Here is a 17,644-nt window from a genome sequence, read left to right on the forward strand (position 1 = left end):
TTCGACGTCGCGAACCGCGCGGTGCTGAACCGCGCGGTGCTGAATCGCGCCGTGCCGAGACGGGTCGTGCCGAGTCGGTGCTGTGCCGCCCGGGTCAGGCGCGAGGGTGGGCCTGCCGGTAGCTCTGCGCGAGCCGTTCGGTGGAGACGTGGGTGTAGACCTGGGTGCTCGCGAGACTGGCGTGCCCGAGCAGTTCTTGCACGACGCGCAGGTCGGCTCCGCCGTTCAGCAGGTGCGTGGCGGCGGTGTGCCGCAGGGTGTGGGGGCCGCGGGGGCCGCCGCCCGGTTCGTGCTCGAGCTCGCGCGCCACGAGCCGGTAGACGGTGTTGGTGCCGAGCCGCGCACCTCGCCTGCCCAGGAAGAACGCGGCGAGGTCGGGCTGCTCCGAGCGGATCGCGAGGGACGGGCGCCCGGTTTCGAGGTAGGCGTCGATGGCCTCGGCGGCCGGCGCCCCGAGGGGCACCACCCGTTCTTTGCCGCCTTTGCCGAGCACCCGCACGGTGCGTTCGCGGCGGTCGACGCCCCCGAGGTCGAGCGAGCACAGCTCGGAGACGCGCAGTGCGGAGGCATAGAGCAGTTCGAGCACGGCGCGGTCGCGCAATTGCTCGGGGTCGCCGCTCTCGGCGCGCAGGGCGGCCCGCTCGAGGATGCGGGTGATCTGCTCGTCGGCGAGTACACGAGGGAGTTCGCGCTGGGTCTTCGGCGCGCGGAGCCGGGAGGCCGGGCTGCCGGGTACGAGCCGGCGCTGCTCGAGCCACGAGCCGAACGACTTGAGGGTGGCGACGTTGCGGGCGAGGGTGCTCGCCGCGAGGCCCCGCTGCTGCCGCTGCCAGAGCCACCCGCGCATGAGCTCGAGGTCGCACTGGGCGAGAGCGGTGGCGCCGGCCTGCTCGGCGAACTCCGAGAAGTCGCGCAGGTCGCGCTCGTAGGCGCGCACCGTGTGCTCGGAATACCCGTATTCGAGGCGCACGGCCGCGATGAACGCCTTGATCGCCGCCGCCAACTCCATGCCATCATTCTCGCCGCTGCAGCGCCCACTGGGCTCCGGCTGCTCCCGGCGTTTCGCGACGCGTCGCCGCGCCGAGCAGTTCCAGCTCGGCGAGCGCGCCCCGCGCCTCCCGCTCGTCGATGCCCGCGAGCCGTGCGATCTCGACGATTCCTCGCGCCCCGCGCAGCGGCAGCGCGTCGAGCACCCGCAGGTGCAGGGCGGGCTGCCGGGGTGTTCCCGGTGCGCCCAGCACGCCGGGAGCGCCGGGAACGCCGGAAGCGCCGAGCCCGACCGGCCCCGCCGCACGGTCGCCGGTCGCCGCATCCGATGCCTCGGCGAGCTCGAACAGCATCGGCTCCCCGCCCAGGCCGGCGAACTCCCGAGCCTCGGCGCCGCTGGTCACGAGCGCGGCGTCGTAGTCGCGGATCAGCCGGTGGCACCCCGCCGAGGCCGCACTCGTGACGGGGCCCGGAACCGCGCCGAGCGGGCGGCCGAGCTCGGCGGCGTGCCCCGCGGTGTTGAGCGACCCCGATCGCACGCCGGCCTCGGTGACGAGCGTGGCCCGGGAGAGCGCTGCGATGGTTCTGTTGCGCTGCAGGAACCTCCACCGGGTCGGCGCCGTTCCCGGCACCATCTCGGAGCAGACGACACCCGACTCGGCGATGCGGGCGAGCAGCGGCCCGTGCGAACTGGGGTAGACGCGATCCGCTCCGCCGGCGAGCACCGCGATGGTGGGGGATCCGACGGCGAGTGCGGTGCGGTGGGCGACGGCGTCGACGCCGTAGGCCGCTCCCGAGACGATCGCGGCACCAGCCGTGCAGAGGGCCTCTGTGAGCTCGGCCGTGACGCCGGCCCCGTAGCCGGTGCACGCCCGAGCGCCCACCACGGCGACCGAGAAGGCCGTGAGCGCCGAGAGTTCGCCCCGGGCCCAGATCAGCAGCGGGACGTGCCCGCCGAGATCGTCGAGCGCGCTCGGCCAGTGCGCGGATCCCGGTGATACGAGCCGCATCCCCGACTCGATGCCGCGGTCGAGATCGCCGAGGCTCGCGGCGCGGTCGAGCCGCAGCCGCCAGCGCCCGAACGCCCGGGTGAGCTCTGCCGAATCCGGCTCGACCCCGCCCTCCGCGCGCACCGCGTCGCGGGCGGATTCTGCCGTCGCTCCCGTGAGCAGCAGCCCGAGGGCGGCGACGGCGCCGAGCGCCGCCACGAGGTATCCCGCGACGGCGTCTCCGGGTTCCACGAGTCTCGCCCACACGACGCGGGCGAACAGCACTTCGGCCGGCTCGGCGCCCTGAGAGGCGCCACCGCTCGCATCGAGCGCGTCGATCCCGCTTCCGTCGATCCCGGATGCCCCGCGGCCCGCGGTCTCCGGCGCCAGCAGCGCCAACCGCTCGCGCACTCCATCGTCGACGCCGAGCATTCGGGCGGCTCGCGCGTCATCGCGGCTCACCGGGGATCACCGCCCCGCATGGCGAGGGCCTGCGCGATCTCCTCGCGACCCGGGCGCTGCCGCCCGGCGAGGTCGGCGACGCTCCAGGCCACGCGCAGCACCCGGTCGTAGCCCCGCAGCGTCAGAGCACCCCTGGCGTACGCCCGATCCAGCACCGCGGTGTCGGCTCGCGGCAGGCGCACCGCCGGCCCCCGCAGCCAGCTGCCCGGCACCTCGGCGTTCGTGCTCCACGGGGTGCGGCTGAGCCGCTCGGCCGCCGCTCCGCGGGCCAGCGTCACCCACCGCCGCAGATCGGCGCTCGAGGGGCGCTCGGCTTCGGCGTCGCCGAGCAGCACACTCGGCACGCGCTGCACCGTGAGCCGCAGATCGATGCGATCGTTGAGCGGCCCCGAGATGCGCTGCAGGTACTTCACCCGCTTGCCGGGGGAGCAGCGGCACTCCGACACGGTGTCCCGCGAGCCCGCGTTGCCGCAAGGGCAAGGGTTCGAGGCGAGCACCAGCTGGGTGCGAGCGGGGAGCACCGTGTGCACCCTCGCGCGGTGGATCTCGATGCAGCCCGATTCGAGCGGCTGACGCAGCGCGTCGAGCACCGAACTGGGGAACTCGGGCGCCTCGTCGAGGAACAGCACGCCGTGACAGGCCCGCGTGATCGCACCCGGTCTCACCCCGCCGCTGTCGCCGCCCCCGATGACCGCCACCTTGGAGGCCGTGTGATGCGGGGACTCCATCGGGGGCCGCCGCACGAGCGAGGTGAGCGATACGCCGCCCAGCGCTGCGATGCTGCTGGCGGTGAGCGACTCGTCGTCGGTGAGGTCGGGCAGGATGGTGGGAAGCCGGCAGACGAGCAGCGTTTTCCCCGCACCGGGCGGTCCGAGCAGTGAGAGATGATGCCGCCCCGCGGCTGCGACCGCGAGCGCCTCCACGGCCTCGGGCTGCCCGATCACGTCGGCCATGTCGAGACCCTCGGTGCGGTGCTGCGCGTCGGCACTGTACTGTACGGTTCGATCCGGATCCGCTGAACGCTCGGCCTCGCGCTGCTCCCGATCCTCGCGCTGCCCTGCAGCCTCCGCACCGCCGGTGCGCTCGCCGCCGGCCCCCACCGCGATGCGACCGCCCTCACCCCGGTACCAGGCCACCGCACCCGCGAGACCGGGTACCGCGATCACTTCGAGATCCGGCACGAGGGCGGCCTCGGCGCTGCACGCCTCGGGCACCATGACACGGCGGAAGCCCAGGGCCCGGGCCGCGACGGCCGCGGGGAGGAGCCCCGCGGGCCTGCGCAGCTCGCCGTCGAGCCCGAGCTCGCCGAGGTGCGCGGTCTGCGCGAGCTCGCCGGCCGGCAGGTGGCCCAGAGCGGCGAGGGCGGAGAGCGCGATCGCGAGGTCGAAGCCGGATCCCTGCTTGGGCAGGGACGCCGGGCTGAGGTTGACCGTGACGAATCGCTCCGAGACGGGCATGCCGAGCTGGGCCGTGGCCGAGCGCACCCGCAGCTTCGCCTCGGCGAGCGCGGTGTCCGGCAGCCCGATGATCGCCATACCGGGGAGCTGCTGCGAGACCGCGGCCTCGACCATCACGGCTGTGCCCTCGAGGCCCGTGAGCGTGATGGCCGCCGCGCGGCAGACCGCGCGGGTCACAGGATGCCCCGCAGATGATCGATGCCGGGTGCGCCGCTCGGGCCGAGCGTGATGCCGATCGCGTCGACGCGCAGTTCGGAGGCGCGGGTGCGGTGCTCCCGCGCCCAGTCGAGCAGCAGCCGTCTGAGGCGCCCGGCCTTGCGCGCGGTGATGGCCGAGAGCGGGCTGCCGTAGCCGCGGCCGCTGCGCGTCTTCACCTCGACGGCCACGAGCGCGCCCCGATCGAGCGCGATCAGGTCGAGCTCGCCGTAGCGGTTGCGCCAGTTGCGGTCGAGGATCACGAAGCCGCGCTCCTCGAGGAACGCCGCGGCGAGCGATTCGCCGCGCGCGCCGAGTGTCTGGTTGTGGGCCGAGCTGGTCATGGGCACCTCCTGGTCTTCAGACTGGGGGATGGGGCGGCGCGGTTTCGCCGGAATCGGGCGATTGTGAGTGGATAGTCGCGTGAGGGGCGAAACGGGTGGCATGTGAGCGGAGTCCGCGCCGGCCTCCCGCGGGCGCCCGCCGAGCATCCGCGGACGGCCCCCGGCGAGACGCCGTCCGAGGAGCGGCCGCGACGCCTCCGCGCGACCGCCGAGATGCGGAGCCGGATGCTACACTGGTCGATGCATCTCGAAAGAGATGACTTCGCGTGCCCGCACAGCGGAGCGAAGCCGACGGTCCCCGTTCGTGTGTTCCACACGTCGCGGGGCGGCTGAGCCCGGGGCACCAGGATCTGGTCGCACTCCGCGATCGATGACAACCGCAAGCGCGCGCCCGCAGGGGCGCGCAGAACAGGAGAACGGCAATGGCCGTCGTCACCATGCGTCAGCTGCTCGACAGCGGTGTCCACTTCGGGCACCAGACCCGCCGCTGGAACCCGAAGATGAAGCGCTTCATCTTCACCGAGCGCTCGGGCATCTACATCATCGACCTGCAGCAGTCGCTCGGCTACATCGATGCCGCCTACGACTTCGTGAAGAACACCGTCGCGCGCGGCGGCAACATCCTCTTCGTGGGCACCAAGAAGCAGGCCCAGGAGGCCATCGCCGAGCAGGCGACCCGCGTGAACCAGCCCTACGTGAACCAGCGCTGGCTCGGCGGCCTCCTCACCAACTTCCAGACCGTCACCGGTCGCCTCGAGCGCATGAAGGAGCTCGAGCAGCTCGACTTCGAGGGCACCACCAGCGGCTTCACCAAGAAGGAGCTGCTGCTCAAGAAGCGCGAGCTCGAGAAGCTGCAGAAGTCGCTCGGCGGCATCCGCAACATGGCGAAGACCCCGTCGGCTCTCTGGGTGGTCGACACCAAGAAGGAGCACCTCGCCATCGACGAGGCGCAGAAGCTCGGCATCCCGGTCATCGCGATCCTCGACACCAACTGCGACCCCGACGAGGTCACCTACCCGATCCCGGGCAACGACGACGCGATCCGCTCGGTCGCGCTGCTCACCCGCGTGATCGCGGACGCCGTCGCCGAGGGCCTCATGGAGCGCCACCAGAAGCCCGCCGAGGGCGCCGAAGCCGCCGCCGAGCCCCTCGCCGAGTGGGAGGTCGAGCTGCTGAACGCCGAGAAGACCGAGGCCCCCGCCGAGGAGGCTCCCGCTGCCGAGGCTCCCGCCGAGGAAGCCGCCGCCGATGAGGCCCCCGCAGCCGAGGCGGCTGCCGAGGCCCCGGCCGCCGAGTAAGTCCACACCACAACGTATGATCCTGCGCCCCTCGATCGCTCGAGGGGCGCAGGGCGACACAAGAAGGAGTCACACATGGCTGCAGTGAGCATGGCCGCTGTGAAGGAACTGCGCGACCGCCTCGGCGCCGGCATGGTCGACAGCAAGAACGCGCTCGTCGAGGCCGATGGCGACATCGAGAAGGCGATCGAGATCCTGCGTCTCAAGGGTCTGAAGGGCGTCGCCAAGCGCGGCGACCGCGAGGCGAGCGAGGGTCTCGTCGCGGCCAAGCAGAGCGACGGCGCCGCCACGATGATCGAGCTCGTCTGCGAGACCGACTTCGTCGCGAAGAACGAGAAGTTCCTCGCCCTGGCGGATCGTGTGCTCGACGCGGTCGTCGCCGCCGGCGCGAAGAACGCCGAAGAGGCCCTCGCGGCCCCCGCGGGCGACCAGACCGTCGCCGAGCTGATCACCGATGAGGCCGCCGTCATCGGCGAGCGCATCGAGCTGCGCAAGGTCTCGCGCGTCGAGGCCCCCGCGACCTCCATCTACCTTCACCAGACCTCGAAGGATCTGCCCCCGCAGATCGGCGTGGTCGTGGGCTACGAGGGCGATGACGCCGAGACCGCGCTCAGCATCGCGCGCCACATCTCGTTCGCCGATCCGCTCTACCTCAGCCGCGAGGACGTCCCCGAGGCCGACGTGGAGAAGGAGTGCGAGATCGTCACCGAGATCTCGAAGAACGAGGGCAAGCCCGAGGCCGCTCTGCCGAAGATCGTCGAGGGCCGTCTCACCGCCTTCTTCAAGCAGGTCGCGCTGAACGAGCAGGTGCACGCCCTCGACGCCGACAAGCGGGAGGTCAAGAAGGTGGCCGAGGCCGCCGGCATCACCGTCACCGGGTTCGCCCGCAGCAAGGTCGGCGCCTAAGCGTCGTCCAGGGCCCGGGTCGCACACGCGACCCGGGCCCTTATGCTGCGTACAGCGGCCACCCCATAAGCTACCTACCAGATCATCCGAGCGAAGGAGTACCCCCTATGACCGAGACCGCACGCAAGCGTCGAGTGCTGTTGAAGCTTTCGGGGGAGGCCTTCGGCGGAGGCACGCTGGGCGTGAACCCCGACGTGGTCAGCCAGATCGCCCGCGAGATCGCGGCGGCCATGGACGACGCCGAGGTCGCGGTCGTGGTCGGAGGCGGCAACTTCTTCCGCGGCGCCGAGCTCTCGCAGCGCGGCATGGACCGTGCTCGCGCCGACTACATGGGCATGCTCGGCACCGTGATGAACGCCCTCGCTCTGCAGGACTTCCTCGAGCAGGCCGGTGTCTCGAGCCGCGTGCAGTCGGCCATCACCATGACCCAGGTCGCTGAGACCTACATCCCGCTGCGCGCGATCCGGCACCTCGAGAAGGGCCGCGTCGTGATCTTCGGCGCCGGGGCGGGCCTGCCGTACTTCTCGACCGACACCGTGGCCGCGCAGCGCGCGCTCGAGATCCACGCCGACGAGGTGCTGGTCGCGAAGAACGGCGTCGACGGCGTCTACACCGCCGACCCGAACCAGGATCCGAACGCGACCCTCATCGACGAGATCACGTACAACGACGCGCTCGTGCGGGGCCTGAAGGTGGTCGACTCGACGGCGTTCAGCCTGTGCATGGACAACGGCATGCCGATGCGCGTCTTCGGTATGGAGCCGGCCGGCAACGTCACCGAGGCGATCCGCGGCGAGCAGCTCGGCACCCTGGTGCACCGCTAAGCTGGTATCAGAGCGTTTTCAGAAGGTTTCAGAAGGAGAGCACCGTGATCGAAGAGGTCTTCGTCGATGTCAAGGACCGCATGGCCAAGGCGGTCGAGGCTGCGAAGGAGGGCTTCGCCACGGTGCGCACCGGTCGCGCCAACCCCGCCCTGCTGCAGAACCTGCAGGTCGACTACTACGGCACCCCGACTCCACTGGCGCAGCTGGCGTCGGTGCAGAACCAGGATGCTCGCAGCCTGATCATCACCCCCTATGACAAGGGCGCGATGAAAGCCATCGAGCAGGCGATCCGCGACATGCCGAACCTCGGGGCCAACCCCTCGAACGACGGCAACGTGATCCGCGTCTCGCTGCCCGAGCTCACCGAGGAGCGCCGCAGGGAGTTCGTGAAGATCGTGAAGGCTCGCGCCGAGGACGCCCGCGTGGCGATCCGCAACGTGCGCCGCAGCGGCAAGGACGATCTCGACGTGCTCAAGAGCGAGGTCGGCGAGGACGAGGTGGCGCGCGCCGAGAAGGAGCTCGAGTCGGTGACCAAGCAGTTCATCGACCAGGTCGATGACGCGCTCAAGCGCAAAGAAGCCGAACTGCTGGAGGTCTAACCTCCATGACCGGTTCTGACAGGCGCGACGAACTGCGCAGCGCACTCGAGAGCAAGCGCGCGCAGCTCGAGGCGACGAATGCCAGGATCGAGGCCCGGGCCGGGCGCAATCTGTTCTTCGCGGTGCTCTCGGGCCTCGTGTTCGCGGGGGTCTTCCTCGCGAGCCTGCTGCTCGTGAAGCAGGTCTTCGTGCTGCTCGTCGCGGTGATCGTGGCGGTGGCCCTCATTGAGCTGGCCGCCGCATTCCGCGTCGCGGGGCGGCGGGTGCCGCGCGTCGGCGTGGTGCTCGGCGGGCTGGTCGTGGTGAGCGGCGCCTACTTCTGGGGCGCCGAGGGAATGCTGCTCGGCCTGTTCGCGGGTTCGGCGCTGCTCACCGTGTGGCGGCTCGTCGAGGGCCTGGTGCCCGCCTGGGAGACCCCGCCGCGCACCCTGGTGCGCGACGTGTTCTCGGGGCTCTTCACGCTGGTCTACGTCGCCTTCCTCGCATCGTTCGCGGTGCTGCTCGTCGACGTCGACGGCGGCGAGTGGTGGGTGTTCGCGCTCGTGCTCGTGGTGGTCTCGGTCGACGTCGGCGCGTATGCGGCGGGCGTCACCCTGGGCAAGCACAAGATGACGCCGAGGATCAGCCCCAACAAGACTTGGGAGGGCTTTGCGGGCGCGGCGGTCGTCGCGGCCGCGGCCGGCGTCGGCGTCTCGGTGCTCGCGCTGCAGCAGCCGTGGTGGGTGGGGATCCTGCTCGGTCTGGTGGTGCTGCTGACGGCGACGATGGGCGATCTCACGGAGTCGCTCATCAAACGCAATCTGGGAGTGAAAGACATGAGTTCGTGGATTCCCGGTCACGGCGGCTTCCTCGACCGCCTCGACTCGCTGCTGCCGTCGGCGGTCGGAGTCTACGGCGTGGCGCTGGCGCTGGGGGTGGTGTGATGACAGAGCCCTCTCAGCAGCAGAAGCGCTCGGTCCGCAAGAATGGTCCGGTGCACTCCTCCTTCCCCGTCGCCTCAGGTTCCCAGCTCGGCTACCAACCCGAACAGGTCGACGCCTTCCTCGATCGCGCCCGAGCCACATACGAAGGGGCGGGCGAGGGTTCGATGACCGCGGAGGAGGTGCGCCGCACGGCGTTCGGGCTGAAGCGCGGCGGGTACGCCTCGCGGTACGTCGACGCAGCGATGGATCGCCTCGAGGAGGTCTTCTTCGAGCGCGAGCGGCGAGCTCGCGTGCGCGCCGAGGGCGAGGAGGCGTGGTGGGAGGAGACCCGCCAGCTGCTCTCCGAGGTGCGCGGCCGCATGCAGCGGCCCCGCGGGAAGCGCTTTCGGAGGCGCGGCGTCTTCGCCACCGGGTACCGGCGTTCGCAGGTGGACGCCTTCCTGGATCGGATCTTCGAGATGTTCGAGCGGCGTGAGCTCGGCCTCTCGCCGGCCGAGGTGCGCGACGTCGTGTTCCACTCGCAGTGGCGGGGATACGACGAGGATCAGGTGGACGCGCTGCTCGACGCGGTGGTCGAGCTGATCCTCGCGACGCGGTGATCGCTCGGCATCTTTCCCGTTCCCATTGAACGACTCGAGCCTCTGAGATAGAATCGTTACATTGTGTCTGTTGTGAACTCCGCCCCCATGTCGCGCTGGTCCCGTTTCAAAGTTCCGGTCGCGGTGCTCGCGGTCGCCGGAATCTTCGGTGGAGCGGTGGTCGCCCCGCTCGCCATGCCGAGCGCGCCCGCCGATGCCGAGTCGATGGCGTTCCAGGAGCGGATCCATCAGGAGTTCACCCCCAACGTCTCCGCCGAGGCCGACCTGGTCTACACCGAGGTGCCGGTCGAGATCTCTCAGGACGAGCAGCGACGCGTCAAGGCCGAGGAAGAGGCCGCCGCTGCGGCGAAGAAGGCCGCTGAGGAGTCGGCGGCCCCGCAGGCCGCGGGCGCCCCGCCCAAGTACACGGGCGGGGGATCGCCCGCCGAGTGGATGGCCGCCGCCGGTATCGCCGAGAGCGACTGGGGCTACGTCGACTACATCGCCTCGAAGGAGAGCGGCTGGAACCCGAACGCGACCAACGCCAGTTCGGGTGCGTGCGGTCTGATCCAGGCGAACCCCTGCAGCAAGGTGCCCGGCAGCGGCTACGACCCGGTCGACAACCTGCGCTGGGCGAACGGCTACGCCGTGAGTCGCTACGGAAGCTGGGCGGCCGCCTACGGGTTCTGGACCTCGAACCACTGGTGGTGAGCGGCCGGTGAGCCGGCGCAGCCGAGAGGGCGCCAGCCGTGGCGCGTAGTCGACGCGTCAACAAGTATCAGCGAGCGGCTGCCGTGCCGCCCCGCGACGTCACCCGTCTCGCATACGGGGGCGCTCGCAAGGAGACGCGGCGCGGCGTCGAATGGTTCGTGCGCGAGATTCCCGCCCACCGCGCCGAGAAGAGCTACCGGTGCCCGGCCTGCGCGAACGAGGTGCCGCCCGGGCAGGCGCACGTGGTGGTCTGGAGCGCCGAGCACTTCTTCGGCGATGAGGCCGCCGTGCGCGACCGCCGCCACTACCACTCGTACTGCTGGCAATCAGCCTGAGCGCCCCCGCGCCGCCCGAGCCTCGCCCGTCGCCCTCGCCACGATGAGGGGCGGAACCGGCCGATGCCGACGCGAAGACGTGCCGTTCCCTCGCGCCCGTCGACGGACGCGCGAGAGCCGCCGGCGAACCGCCTAGAAGAGCGTCGGGGGAGCGGTCGGCGCGGTGACGTCGACCTCGGGGCTCGGCGTCGTGGCTCCGGCGAGACCCGGCCCGTGATCGGGCTCGATGCCGGCCTGGAAGGCCAGGGCCACCGCGCGGGCGCGCTGATCCGCCGCCTCGTTGAGCGGATGCCCGGCGTGGCCCTTCACCCACTCGAACCGTACGTCGCGACCCGCGAGGGCCGTGTCGAGCTGTTCGAGCAGCTCGCGATTGAGCACGGGCTTGCCGTCGGCCTTGCGCCAGCCCCGGCGCTTCCAGCCGGGCATCCACTGCGTCACGGAGTTGATGACGTACTGGCTGTCGCACAGCACGTGCAGGGGCTCGTGCGCCCGCTCGGCGGTGGCGTGCAGCAGGTCGAGCACGGCCATGAGCTCGCCCTGGTTGTTGGTGGCGCGCGGCCATCCGCCGGCGCGCCACTGCTCGCCGTCGACCACCCATGCCCAGCCGGCGGGGCCGGGGTTGCCGAGGGCCGATCCGTCGGCTGCTGCGGTGAGAGTCACGCCTGCTCGCTCTCGACGGCGGGCGTCGCGGCCGAGTCGCTCGCGGCTGGCTCGGGAGCCGATCCCTCGATCACGGGCTGCTCGACGATGCGGCCGGCGACCGTGCTCATCTTCTGGGCATTGGTGAGCACCTCTCCGAGGCTCTCGAAGTAGCGGGCCACGGCGCCGCGCTCGACCTTCAGCTGGGTCATGCGATCCTCGGCTGCGGCGAGCACCTTCGTGGCGCGATCCTCGGCGGCCGCGAAGGTGGTCTGGGCGCGCTGCTCGGCCTCGAGCACGATCTCGGCGGCGCGACGTTCGGCTTCGCCGCGGGTGCTGCGGGCGTGCTGAGCCGCCTCGGCGGTGATGCGCTCGTACTCGGCGCGCGCCTCCTCGAGCTGCGAGCGCAGCTCGGCGAGTTCGGTGCGGGTGGCCTCGATCTCGCGGCGCGACGCCTCCGCGGCCTGCTGCTGGCGCGCGGCCAGCTCCTGCTCGAGCGCCTCGCGCTGCTGAGCCGACGAGGTGTTGAACTCGAGGGTGTCGGCCTCGATCTGCTCGTGCATCGAGCGCACCGCGTCTTCGGTCTCGGCGCGCAGCTGCGCGAGGCGCGCCTCCTCGGCGGCCCGGTGCTCGGCGAGCTCGGCGACGGTGTCGGTGCGCAGCAGGTCGGTCTCCTCGGTGACCTCGGCCCGCTTGGCGGCGACCTCGCGTTCGATCGCGGCGGCCTGCGCTTCGCGCTCGCGGCGCAGGTCGTCTTCATGCTGGGCGCGGGCGGCGGCCATGGCGCGATCGTGCTCCTCGCGCTCACGGGTGATGTCGGCGGCGAGTCTCGCCCGCTCGCGATCCACCTGCAGCTCGAGCTCCTCGCGCTGCAGACCGAGGCTCTCGGCGGCCTCCTCGCGCTGGATGCGCAGGCGCTCCTCGGCCGCCGCGGTCTCGTCCGCGATGCGCTGCTCGTGCTCGCGCAGCTGCGACGCGAGCCGCTCGGCGTGCACGGTGGCCTCGTCGGTGAGCCGAGCCTCGTGCTCTTCGCGCTGGCGAGCGAGCTGCTGTTGCTGCCGAGCGCGCTCGTCGGCGAGTTCGCGCTCGTGGGCCTCGCGTTCGGCGTCGATGCGGCCGCGGTGGTCTTCCCACTCGGCGATGAGGCGATCCTGGTGGCTCGCGAGCTCGCTGCCGATGCGGTTCTCGTGGGCCTCGCGCTCGCGGGCGAGACGCGTCTCGTGGGCCTCGGTCTCAGTCGCGAGCAGGTTCTGCTGCGCGGTGCGCTGGGCGGCGAGCTCGCGCTCCTGCAGCTCGCGCTCCTCGGCGATGCGGCCGTCGTGCGCCTCGGACTCGCGGTCGATGCGGGCCTCGTGCTCTTCGCGCTCGCGGGCGATGGCGATGTCGTGCTCGCCCCGCTCGCGGTCGATGCGGGCTTCGTGCTCCTCGCGCTCCTGCGCGATGCGGGCCTCGTGCTCTTCGCGCTCGCGGTCGATGCGCGCCTCGTGCTCCTCGCGCTCGTCGGCGAGCGCGCGATCGTGGGCCTCGCGCTCCTCGGCGATGCTCTGCTCGTGCGTCTCGCGCTCGCGCGCCAGGCGGGAGACGTGGGCGGAGAGCTCGGCCGAGAGGTGCTCCTCCTGAGCGTCGCGCTCGTTCTTGAGGCGCGCCTCGTGCGAGACGATCTCGGCGCGCATCGATTCGTCGTGCGCGTCGCGCTCTTCGGCGATGGTCTGCTCGTGGGCCTCGCGCTCGGCAGCGATGCGCGCCTCGTGCGCCTCGAGATCCTGCCGCAGCTGCTGCTCCTGCCGCTCGCTCGCGGCGGCCAGCTCTGCCTCGAGCCGCTGCTGCGCCTCGGCGCGGTCGCGGGCTGCGAGCTCGTCTGCGCGCGCCCGCTCGCGGGCGCCCTGCTCGGCGAGCGTCGAGAGCTCGGCCTGCTGGGCTTCCAGGCCGCGCGCGATCGCGGCCTCATGCGCCTCGCGCTCCTGTGCGATGCGGTCGGCGTGCACCTGCTGCTCGGACGCGATGCGGCGCTCGTGCTGCTCCCGCTCGGCGGCGAGGGCCTCGTCGTGCTCCTGGCGCTCCTGCGCGATGCGGCCGCGCAGCGTGTCCATCTCGGTGGTGAGGGCGCGGCGCTCGGCCTCGAGCCGCCCCTCGAGCTCGCGCTGGCGCTCGGTGTAGCGCTCTTCGAGCTCGGCCTCTTCGCGCTGGCGCTTGGCCTCGAACTCGGCCCGGGAGCGCTCGGCCTCCTGCACGAGTCGGGCGCGTTCGAGTTCGGCCTCGCGCTCGCTCTCGGCCTTCTGCCTGGCGAAGGCCTCGGCGTGGCGCTCGGTCTCGGCGCGCAGCTCGTTCGCGGCGGCGCGTGCTTCGGCCGCGAGCTGCTCGGCCTCGGCTCGGGCGGCGGCGAGTTCTGCCTGGGCGTCGCGGTGCGCGGTCTCGCGCTCGGTGGCGGCCTCGCGGGAGGCGGAGCTGACGGTGAGCTCGGCGTCGCGGCGGGCCTCGTCGACGAGACGCTCGCGCTCGGCGTTCGCAGCCGCGGTCTGCTCGGCGAGATCGGTGCGGGCGCCGGTGATGATGATCTCGGCCTGCTCGGAGGCCGAGGAGAGCAGTTCGTCGGCGCGTGTCTGCGCCTGGGTGAGTACGCGCTTCGCCTCCTCCTCGGAGGAGCGGCGCAGCTTCTCGGCGTCGAGGTCGGCCTGCGCCATGAGGCGCTGGGCGTGATCCTCGGCGATCTTGAGGCTCTTCTCGACCCGCAGGCCGAGCCCCGAATAGCCGCTGGCGCCGAGCTCGGCGACCTGGTCCTGCAGCTCGGCGATGAGCTGGCGCTGCTCCTGGCCGGTCTGCGTGGCCTGCTGATGGGCGAACTGCAGCGACTCGAGGTGCGACTGCAGGGTGGCGATGTGCCCGGTGAGGGATCCGATGCGCTCGTCCACTTCTTCGCGGTTGTACCCGCGGAAGGCAGGGGAGAACTGCTGAGCTGATTCGGACACTGGGCCTCCGGGAATCGAACGATTTCGTGCGCGCCCCGCGGAGCGGATGGGCGAGCACGGAGAATGAGGTCCAGATTATCGCACTCGTCAGAGGGTGAGGCGGGGATCCTCGGAAAAATCACCCGGCCCGGCGCGGGGGCGCGGGCGATCGGGCGAGGCCCGGCGCGACGTCGTCCGGCCGCGCTCGCGCTGCGGTCGTCGCGCCGACGCCCGCGATAGCGCCGCGAGCGAGACCCGCCACGATGCGAATGGTCGAAAAGCGCCGTGAGGCTCGACGCGCGCAGCGGTTCTCGACCGCTCGGGCGGTCGCGGCTACGGGCGGGGGCGCATCTCGCCCGGCGTCGCCGAGACCGCGGTCCGGCGGTCCGCATCCATGCCGCGTCCATGCCGCGTCGAGGAAGCTCCGGTAGCGTTGTCATGAAGAGTCGTGCTCGACGCGCCCCCGGCCACCGGCCGCGAGGGGTGATCGGGCGCCGTCAACCGTGGATAGGAGCCCCCGTGCGATATGTGCTCGCGATCGCAGCGCTGGTGATCTCCGGTGTTCTGCTGCTGCTGGGCATCGGCCAGCGCACCTTCCTCGCAGGCCCCTCCGAGATCAGCTTTCCGGTCGAGACCAACTCCGAGGCCGGCTACGCGCTCATCGACGGCACCGAGCTCGCCAAGGTGCCGGGCCAGGCCAACGTCGTCGTGAGAAGCGAGCAGGCGTTCGTGGCGACCGGTCAGACCCGCGACGTGGAGGGCTGGCTCGAGCCCTACCTGCACGCCGAGCTCACGGTCGACAAGCAGCAGCAGCGACTGCTGAGCGCCCTCATCGCCCCGGCCGTGGTCGACGCGCCCGAGGCGGGCGCCGAAGCCGAGACCCCGCAGCCGCGCGACCCCCGCGGCAGCGACCTGTGGCTCGAGGAGCGCTCGATCGACGACGAGGGCGCCGGTGCCGACGCCAGCACCCTGCGCGTGCCCGTCTCGCTGGGCGCCGACCAGTCCGTGCTCATCGCGTCGAACGGAGAGGACCCCGTGCCCACCGATGTCTCGCTCGTGTGGGCGCAGGACCCCAACACCCCCTGGGCCGGCCCGCTGCTCGCGGCCGGCGGTCTGTTCGCGCTCGCGGGCGCGGTGATGTATCTGCTCGCCATCGACCACAACCGGCGCGGCCTCGGCCCGCGGCGCGGCCGTCGCGGGCCGCTGCAGGGCATCCGCAACGTGTTCTCCAAGCGCGGTGCCGCGCGCGGCACCGCCGCGCCCGTCGACGGGGCGGACGGCGGATCCGCGGCCTCGGGGGGCGGCAGCGCCTCGATGCGCGCCGATCGTCGCACCCGACTGCGGCGGCGTCTCGCGATCCCGGCCCTCGGCGCGGTCGCGGTGATCGGGCTCACCGGCTGCTCGCCCAGCTACTGGCCCCAGTTCGGCCCCGAGACGACGCAGGATGAGACGCCCGCGCCCACGCCCTCCTCCGCAGCACCGGTGCCCGTCACCGACGGGCAGCTCAGTCGCATCGTGCAGCGCATCTCGAACGTCGCGAACGAGGCCGACGACGCCCTGAGCGTCGACCTGCTCGGCGACCGCTTCGTCGGAGACGCCCTCGCGCAGCGCACCGCCAACTACACGATCCGGGCCACCATGCCCGACTACAGCGTGATTCCTCCCCGCATCACCGACGACGAGCTCGACTACGAACTCGTGCAGAGCACCGAGTCGTGGCCCCGCACCCTGTTCGTCACCGTCGCTTCGACGCGCGGCGTCGACGACCCCGAGGACCCCGTGGTCGAGGATGCCGACGGCGAGGGATCCGAGAGCGAGCCGACCGAGACGCCCGCCGCGTCGCCCTCGCTCGCCCTCGTGCTCACGCAGGAGACGCCGCAGGACAACTACCACGTGTCGCGGGTCATCGCGCTGCGCGGCGGCATCTCGATGCCGCAGGCGGCCCCCGCCGAGGAGGGCACGGCGCTGCTCGCCAACGACATCGAGTCGCTCGTGGTGCCTCCCGGGGAGGTCGGCGCGCAGTTCGCTGCCGTGCTGCAGGGCGGTCCCGACGTGCCCGAGGCCGAGGCCTTCGACATCGCAGAGGACACGCTGCTGCAGAACTACGGCAAGACCCTCGCGGAGCAGGCCCAGGTGCAGTCGGACGGCAAGGGGCAGACCATGGTCTACTCGGTCGCCGCGCGGCAGGGCGACGAGGACCCCGTGGCGCTGTCGACCGGCGTGGGCGGGGCCCTCGTGGCCACGACCGTGATCGAGGAGCAGATCGTCGACGCGGCCGGCGGCCGCTACAAGCCGCAGGCGAACGGCGCCGTGACGGCGCTCTCCGGGCTCACGGGGGAGCAGGAGCGACTCGTGCAGGAGGTCGCGCACCAGCTGCTCTTCTACGTGCCCAGCAAGACCGACGGAAGCAAGATCCAGTTGCTCGGTGTGACGAGCGAACTCGTGGGAGTGAGGAACTAGACATGACGCAGCAGATGCCCGCGCGCCTTCCCGGCGGAGGAGTCGATCTGAGCCACCTCGCGGCTCGCGGCCAGGCCGGCCCCGGCGGCCAGCCCGGCGCGCCGACCGCAGACCAGGCCCAGGGAACCGGGCAGACGGTCGACGTGCCCTCGCTCGTGCTCGACGTCACCGACGAGACCTTCGAGCAGATCGCGCAGCTCTCGTCGGTGGTGCCCGTGGTCTTCGACCTGTGGGCGGAGTGGTGCCAGCCCTGCAAGACCCTCAGCCCCGTCATCGAGAAGATCACGCGCGAGTTCGACGGCCGCGTGCTGCTCGCGAAGGTCGACGTCGACTCGAATCCCGGCCTCGCGCAGGCGTTCCAGGCGCAGTCGATCCCCACCGTCGTCGCGCTCGTCGGCGGCCGGCCGGTGCCCCTCTTCCAGGGGGCCGTACCCGAGGCGCAGGTGCGGGAGTTCTTCACCCAGCTCGTGCAGCTCGCCGAGCAGCACGGCGTGACGGGTCGCGTGAGCGCTCCGGATCAGGGCGACGCCGACGCGCAGGGCGCGCCCGCCGCCCCCGCCGAGCCCGAGATCCCAGAGGCGCACCGCGCCGCCGTCGAGGCCGCCGAACGCGGCGACTACGCCGCCGCGGTCTCGGAGTGGGAGGCGGTGCTCGTGAAGGCACCGGCCGACGCGGAGGCCCGCGCCGCGCTCGTGCAGATGAAGCTGCTGCAGCGCCTGCAGGGCGTCACCGCCGACGAGATCCGCAGCGCCGCCGCGGCCGACGTGAGCGACGTCGCAGCGCAGATGCGCGTCGCCGACCTCGACATCTCGGGCGGGCACGTCGAAGACGCCTTCCTGCGGCTGCTCGATCTTTTCGCCGCGAGCACCGACGCCGACGACCGCGCCGCGATCCGTGAGCGCCTGCTCGAGCTCTTCGAGGTGGTCGGCATCGCGGATCCGCGGGTGCTCGCCGCGCGCGGCCGTCTGGCGAACCTGCTCTACTGAGCGGGT

General features: G+C 72.0%; 16 protein-coding genes. 10 read left to right on the forward strand and 6 right to left on the reverse strand.

The window, feature by feature from the left end; translation table 11 throughout:
* Window positions 1-94: 94 nt before the first annotated feature.
* From H490_RS28260 to H490_RS28275, 4 genes are read right to left on the reverse strand one after another with little or no spacing between them, the layout of a single operon-like run.
* Window positions 95-1,009: a tyrosine recombinase gene (locus H490_RS28260; RefSeq protein WP_017884883.1), complete on the reverse strand. Its 915-nt coding sequence runs from the start codon at window positions 1,007-1,009 to the stop codon at window positions 95-97.
* 4 nt (window positions 1,010-1,013) lie between these two features.
* On the reverse strand, window positions 1,014-2,438 hold the full coding sequence (dprA, locus tag H490_RS28265) for a DNA-processing protein DprA (RefSeq protein ID WP_238560351.1): 1,425 nt from the start codon (window positions 2,436-2,438) through the stop codon (window positions 1,014-1,016).
* Complete coding sequence (locus tag H490_RS28270; protein ID WP_017884885.1) at window positions 2,435-4,072, reverse strand: YifB family Mg chelatase-like AAA ATPase; 1,638 nt, start codon at window positions 4,070-4,072, stop codon at window positions 2,435-2,437. The genes dprA and H490_RS28270 overlap by 4 nt, the downstream gene beginning before the upstream one ends.
* Window positions 4,069-4,434 (reverse strand): YraN family protein, encoded by a 366-nt coding sequence (locus H490_RS28275; protein ID WP_017884886.1) that lies wholly within the window; start codon window positions 4,432-4,434, stop codon window positions 4,069-4,071. The genes H490_RS28270 and H490_RS28275 overlap by 4 nt, the downstream gene beginning before the upstream one ends.
* A gap of 422 nt (window positions 4,435-4,856) precedes the next feature.
* Between H490_RS28275 and rpsB the strand changes: the two genes are divergently transcribed.
* The 8 genes from rpsB (at window position 4,857) to H490_RS28315 (ending at window position 10,608) form a co-directional block, all read left to right on the forward strand.
* Window positions 4,857-5,732: a 30S ribosomal protein S2 gene (gene rpsB / locus H490_RS28280; RefSeq protein ID WP_017884887.1), complete on the forward strand. Its 876-nt coding sequence runs from the start codon at window positions 4,857-4,859 to the stop codon at window positions 5,730-5,732.
* Window positions 5,733-5,807: 75 nt separating this feature from the next.
* Window positions 5,808-6,638 carry a translation elongation factor Ts gene (gene tsf, locus H490_RS28285; protein WP_017884888.1) on the forward strand — a complete coding sequence of 277 codons (831 nt, stop codon included), beginning with the start codon at window positions 5,808-5,810 and terminating at the stop codon, window positions 6,636-6,638.
* A 107-nt stretch (window positions 6,639-6,745) separates the two neighbouring features.
* Window positions 6,746-7,462, forward strand: a complete 717-nt coding sequence (pyrH, locus tag H490_RS28290; protein ID WP_017884889.1) for a UMP kinase — start codon at window positions 6,746-6,748, stop codon at window positions 7,460-7,462.
* Between the two features lie 44 nt (window positions 7,463-7,506).
* Window positions 7,507-8,061, forward strand: coding sequence for a ribosome recycling factor (gene frr / locus H490_RS28295; protein WP_017884890.1), 555 nt, complete (start codon window positions 7,507-7,509; stop codon window positions 8,059-8,061).
* Window positions 8,062-8,066: 5 nt separating this feature from the next.
* Complete coding sequence (locus H490_RS28300) at window positions 8,067-8,984, forward strand: phosphatidate cytidylyltransferase (RefSeq protein ID WP_017884891.1); 918 nt, start codon at window positions 8,067-8,069, stop codon at window positions 8,982-8,984.
* Window positions 8,984-9,583: a DivIVA domain-containing protein gene (locus H490_RS28305; protein WP_017884892.1), complete on the forward strand. Its 600-nt coding sequence runs from the start codon at window positions 8,984-8,986 to the stop codon at window positions 9,581-9,583. Before H490_RS28300 ends, H490_RS28305 begins: the two co-directional genes overlap by 1 nt.
* Window positions 9,584-9,670: 87 nt before the next feature.
* Entirely contained in the window at window positions 9,671-10,273 is a 603-nt protein-coding gene (locus tag H490_RS28310) for a transglycosylase SLT domain-containing protein (protein WP_017884893.1), read from the forward strand.
* A gap of 38 nt (window positions 10,274-10,311) precedes the next feature.
* A complete protein-coding gene (locus H490_RS28315) occupies window positions 10,312-10,608 on the forward strand; it encodes a hypothetical protein (RefSeq protein ID WP_031290204.1) in 297 nt (98 codons plus the stop codon).
* Window positions 10,609-10,740: 132 nt separating this feature from the next.
* Here the strand turns inward: H490_RS28315 and H490_RS28320 are convergent, their stop codons facing one another.
* Together H490_RS28320 and H490_RS28325 are read right to left on the reverse strand one after the other, a co-directional pair.
* Window positions 10,741-11,268 (reverse strand): ribonuclease H family protein, encoded by a 528-nt coding sequence (locus H490_RS28320; RefSeq protein ID WP_017884895.1) that lies wholly within the window; start codon window positions 11,266-11,268, stop codon window positions 10,741-10,743.
* Window positions 11,265-14,213: a hypothetical protein gene (locus H490_RS28325; protein ID WP_152424306.1), complete on the reverse strand. Its 2,949-nt coding sequence runs from the start codon at window positions 14,211-14,213 to the stop codon at window positions 11,265-11,267. Before H490_RS28325 ends, H490_RS28320 begins: the two co-directional genes overlap by 4 nt.
* Window positions 14,214-14,711: 498 nt before the next feature.
* Here H490_RS28325 and H490_RS28330 point away from each other — a divergent pair, with 498 nt between their 5' ends.
* Window positions 14,712-16,652 (forward strand): hypothetical protein, encoded by a 1,941-nt coding sequence (locus H490_RS28330; RefSeq protein ID WP_017884897.1) that lies wholly within the window; start codon window positions 14,712-14,714, stop codon window positions 16,650-16,652.
* Window positions 16,653-16,654: 2 nt separating this feature from the next.
* On the forward strand, window positions 16,655-17,638 hold the full coding sequence (locus tag H490_RS28335) for a tetratricopeptide repeat protein (RefSeq protein WP_017884898.1): 984 nt from the start codon (window positions 16,655-16,657) through the stop codon (window positions 17,636-17,638).
* The last annotated feature ends 6 nt before the right edge of the window (window positions 17,639-17,644 follow it).

The organism is Leucobacter sp. UCD-THU (assembly GCF_000349545.1).
Lineage (GTDB): Bacteria > Actinomycetota > Actinomycetes > Actinomycetales > Microbacteriaceae > Leucobacter > Leucobacter muris.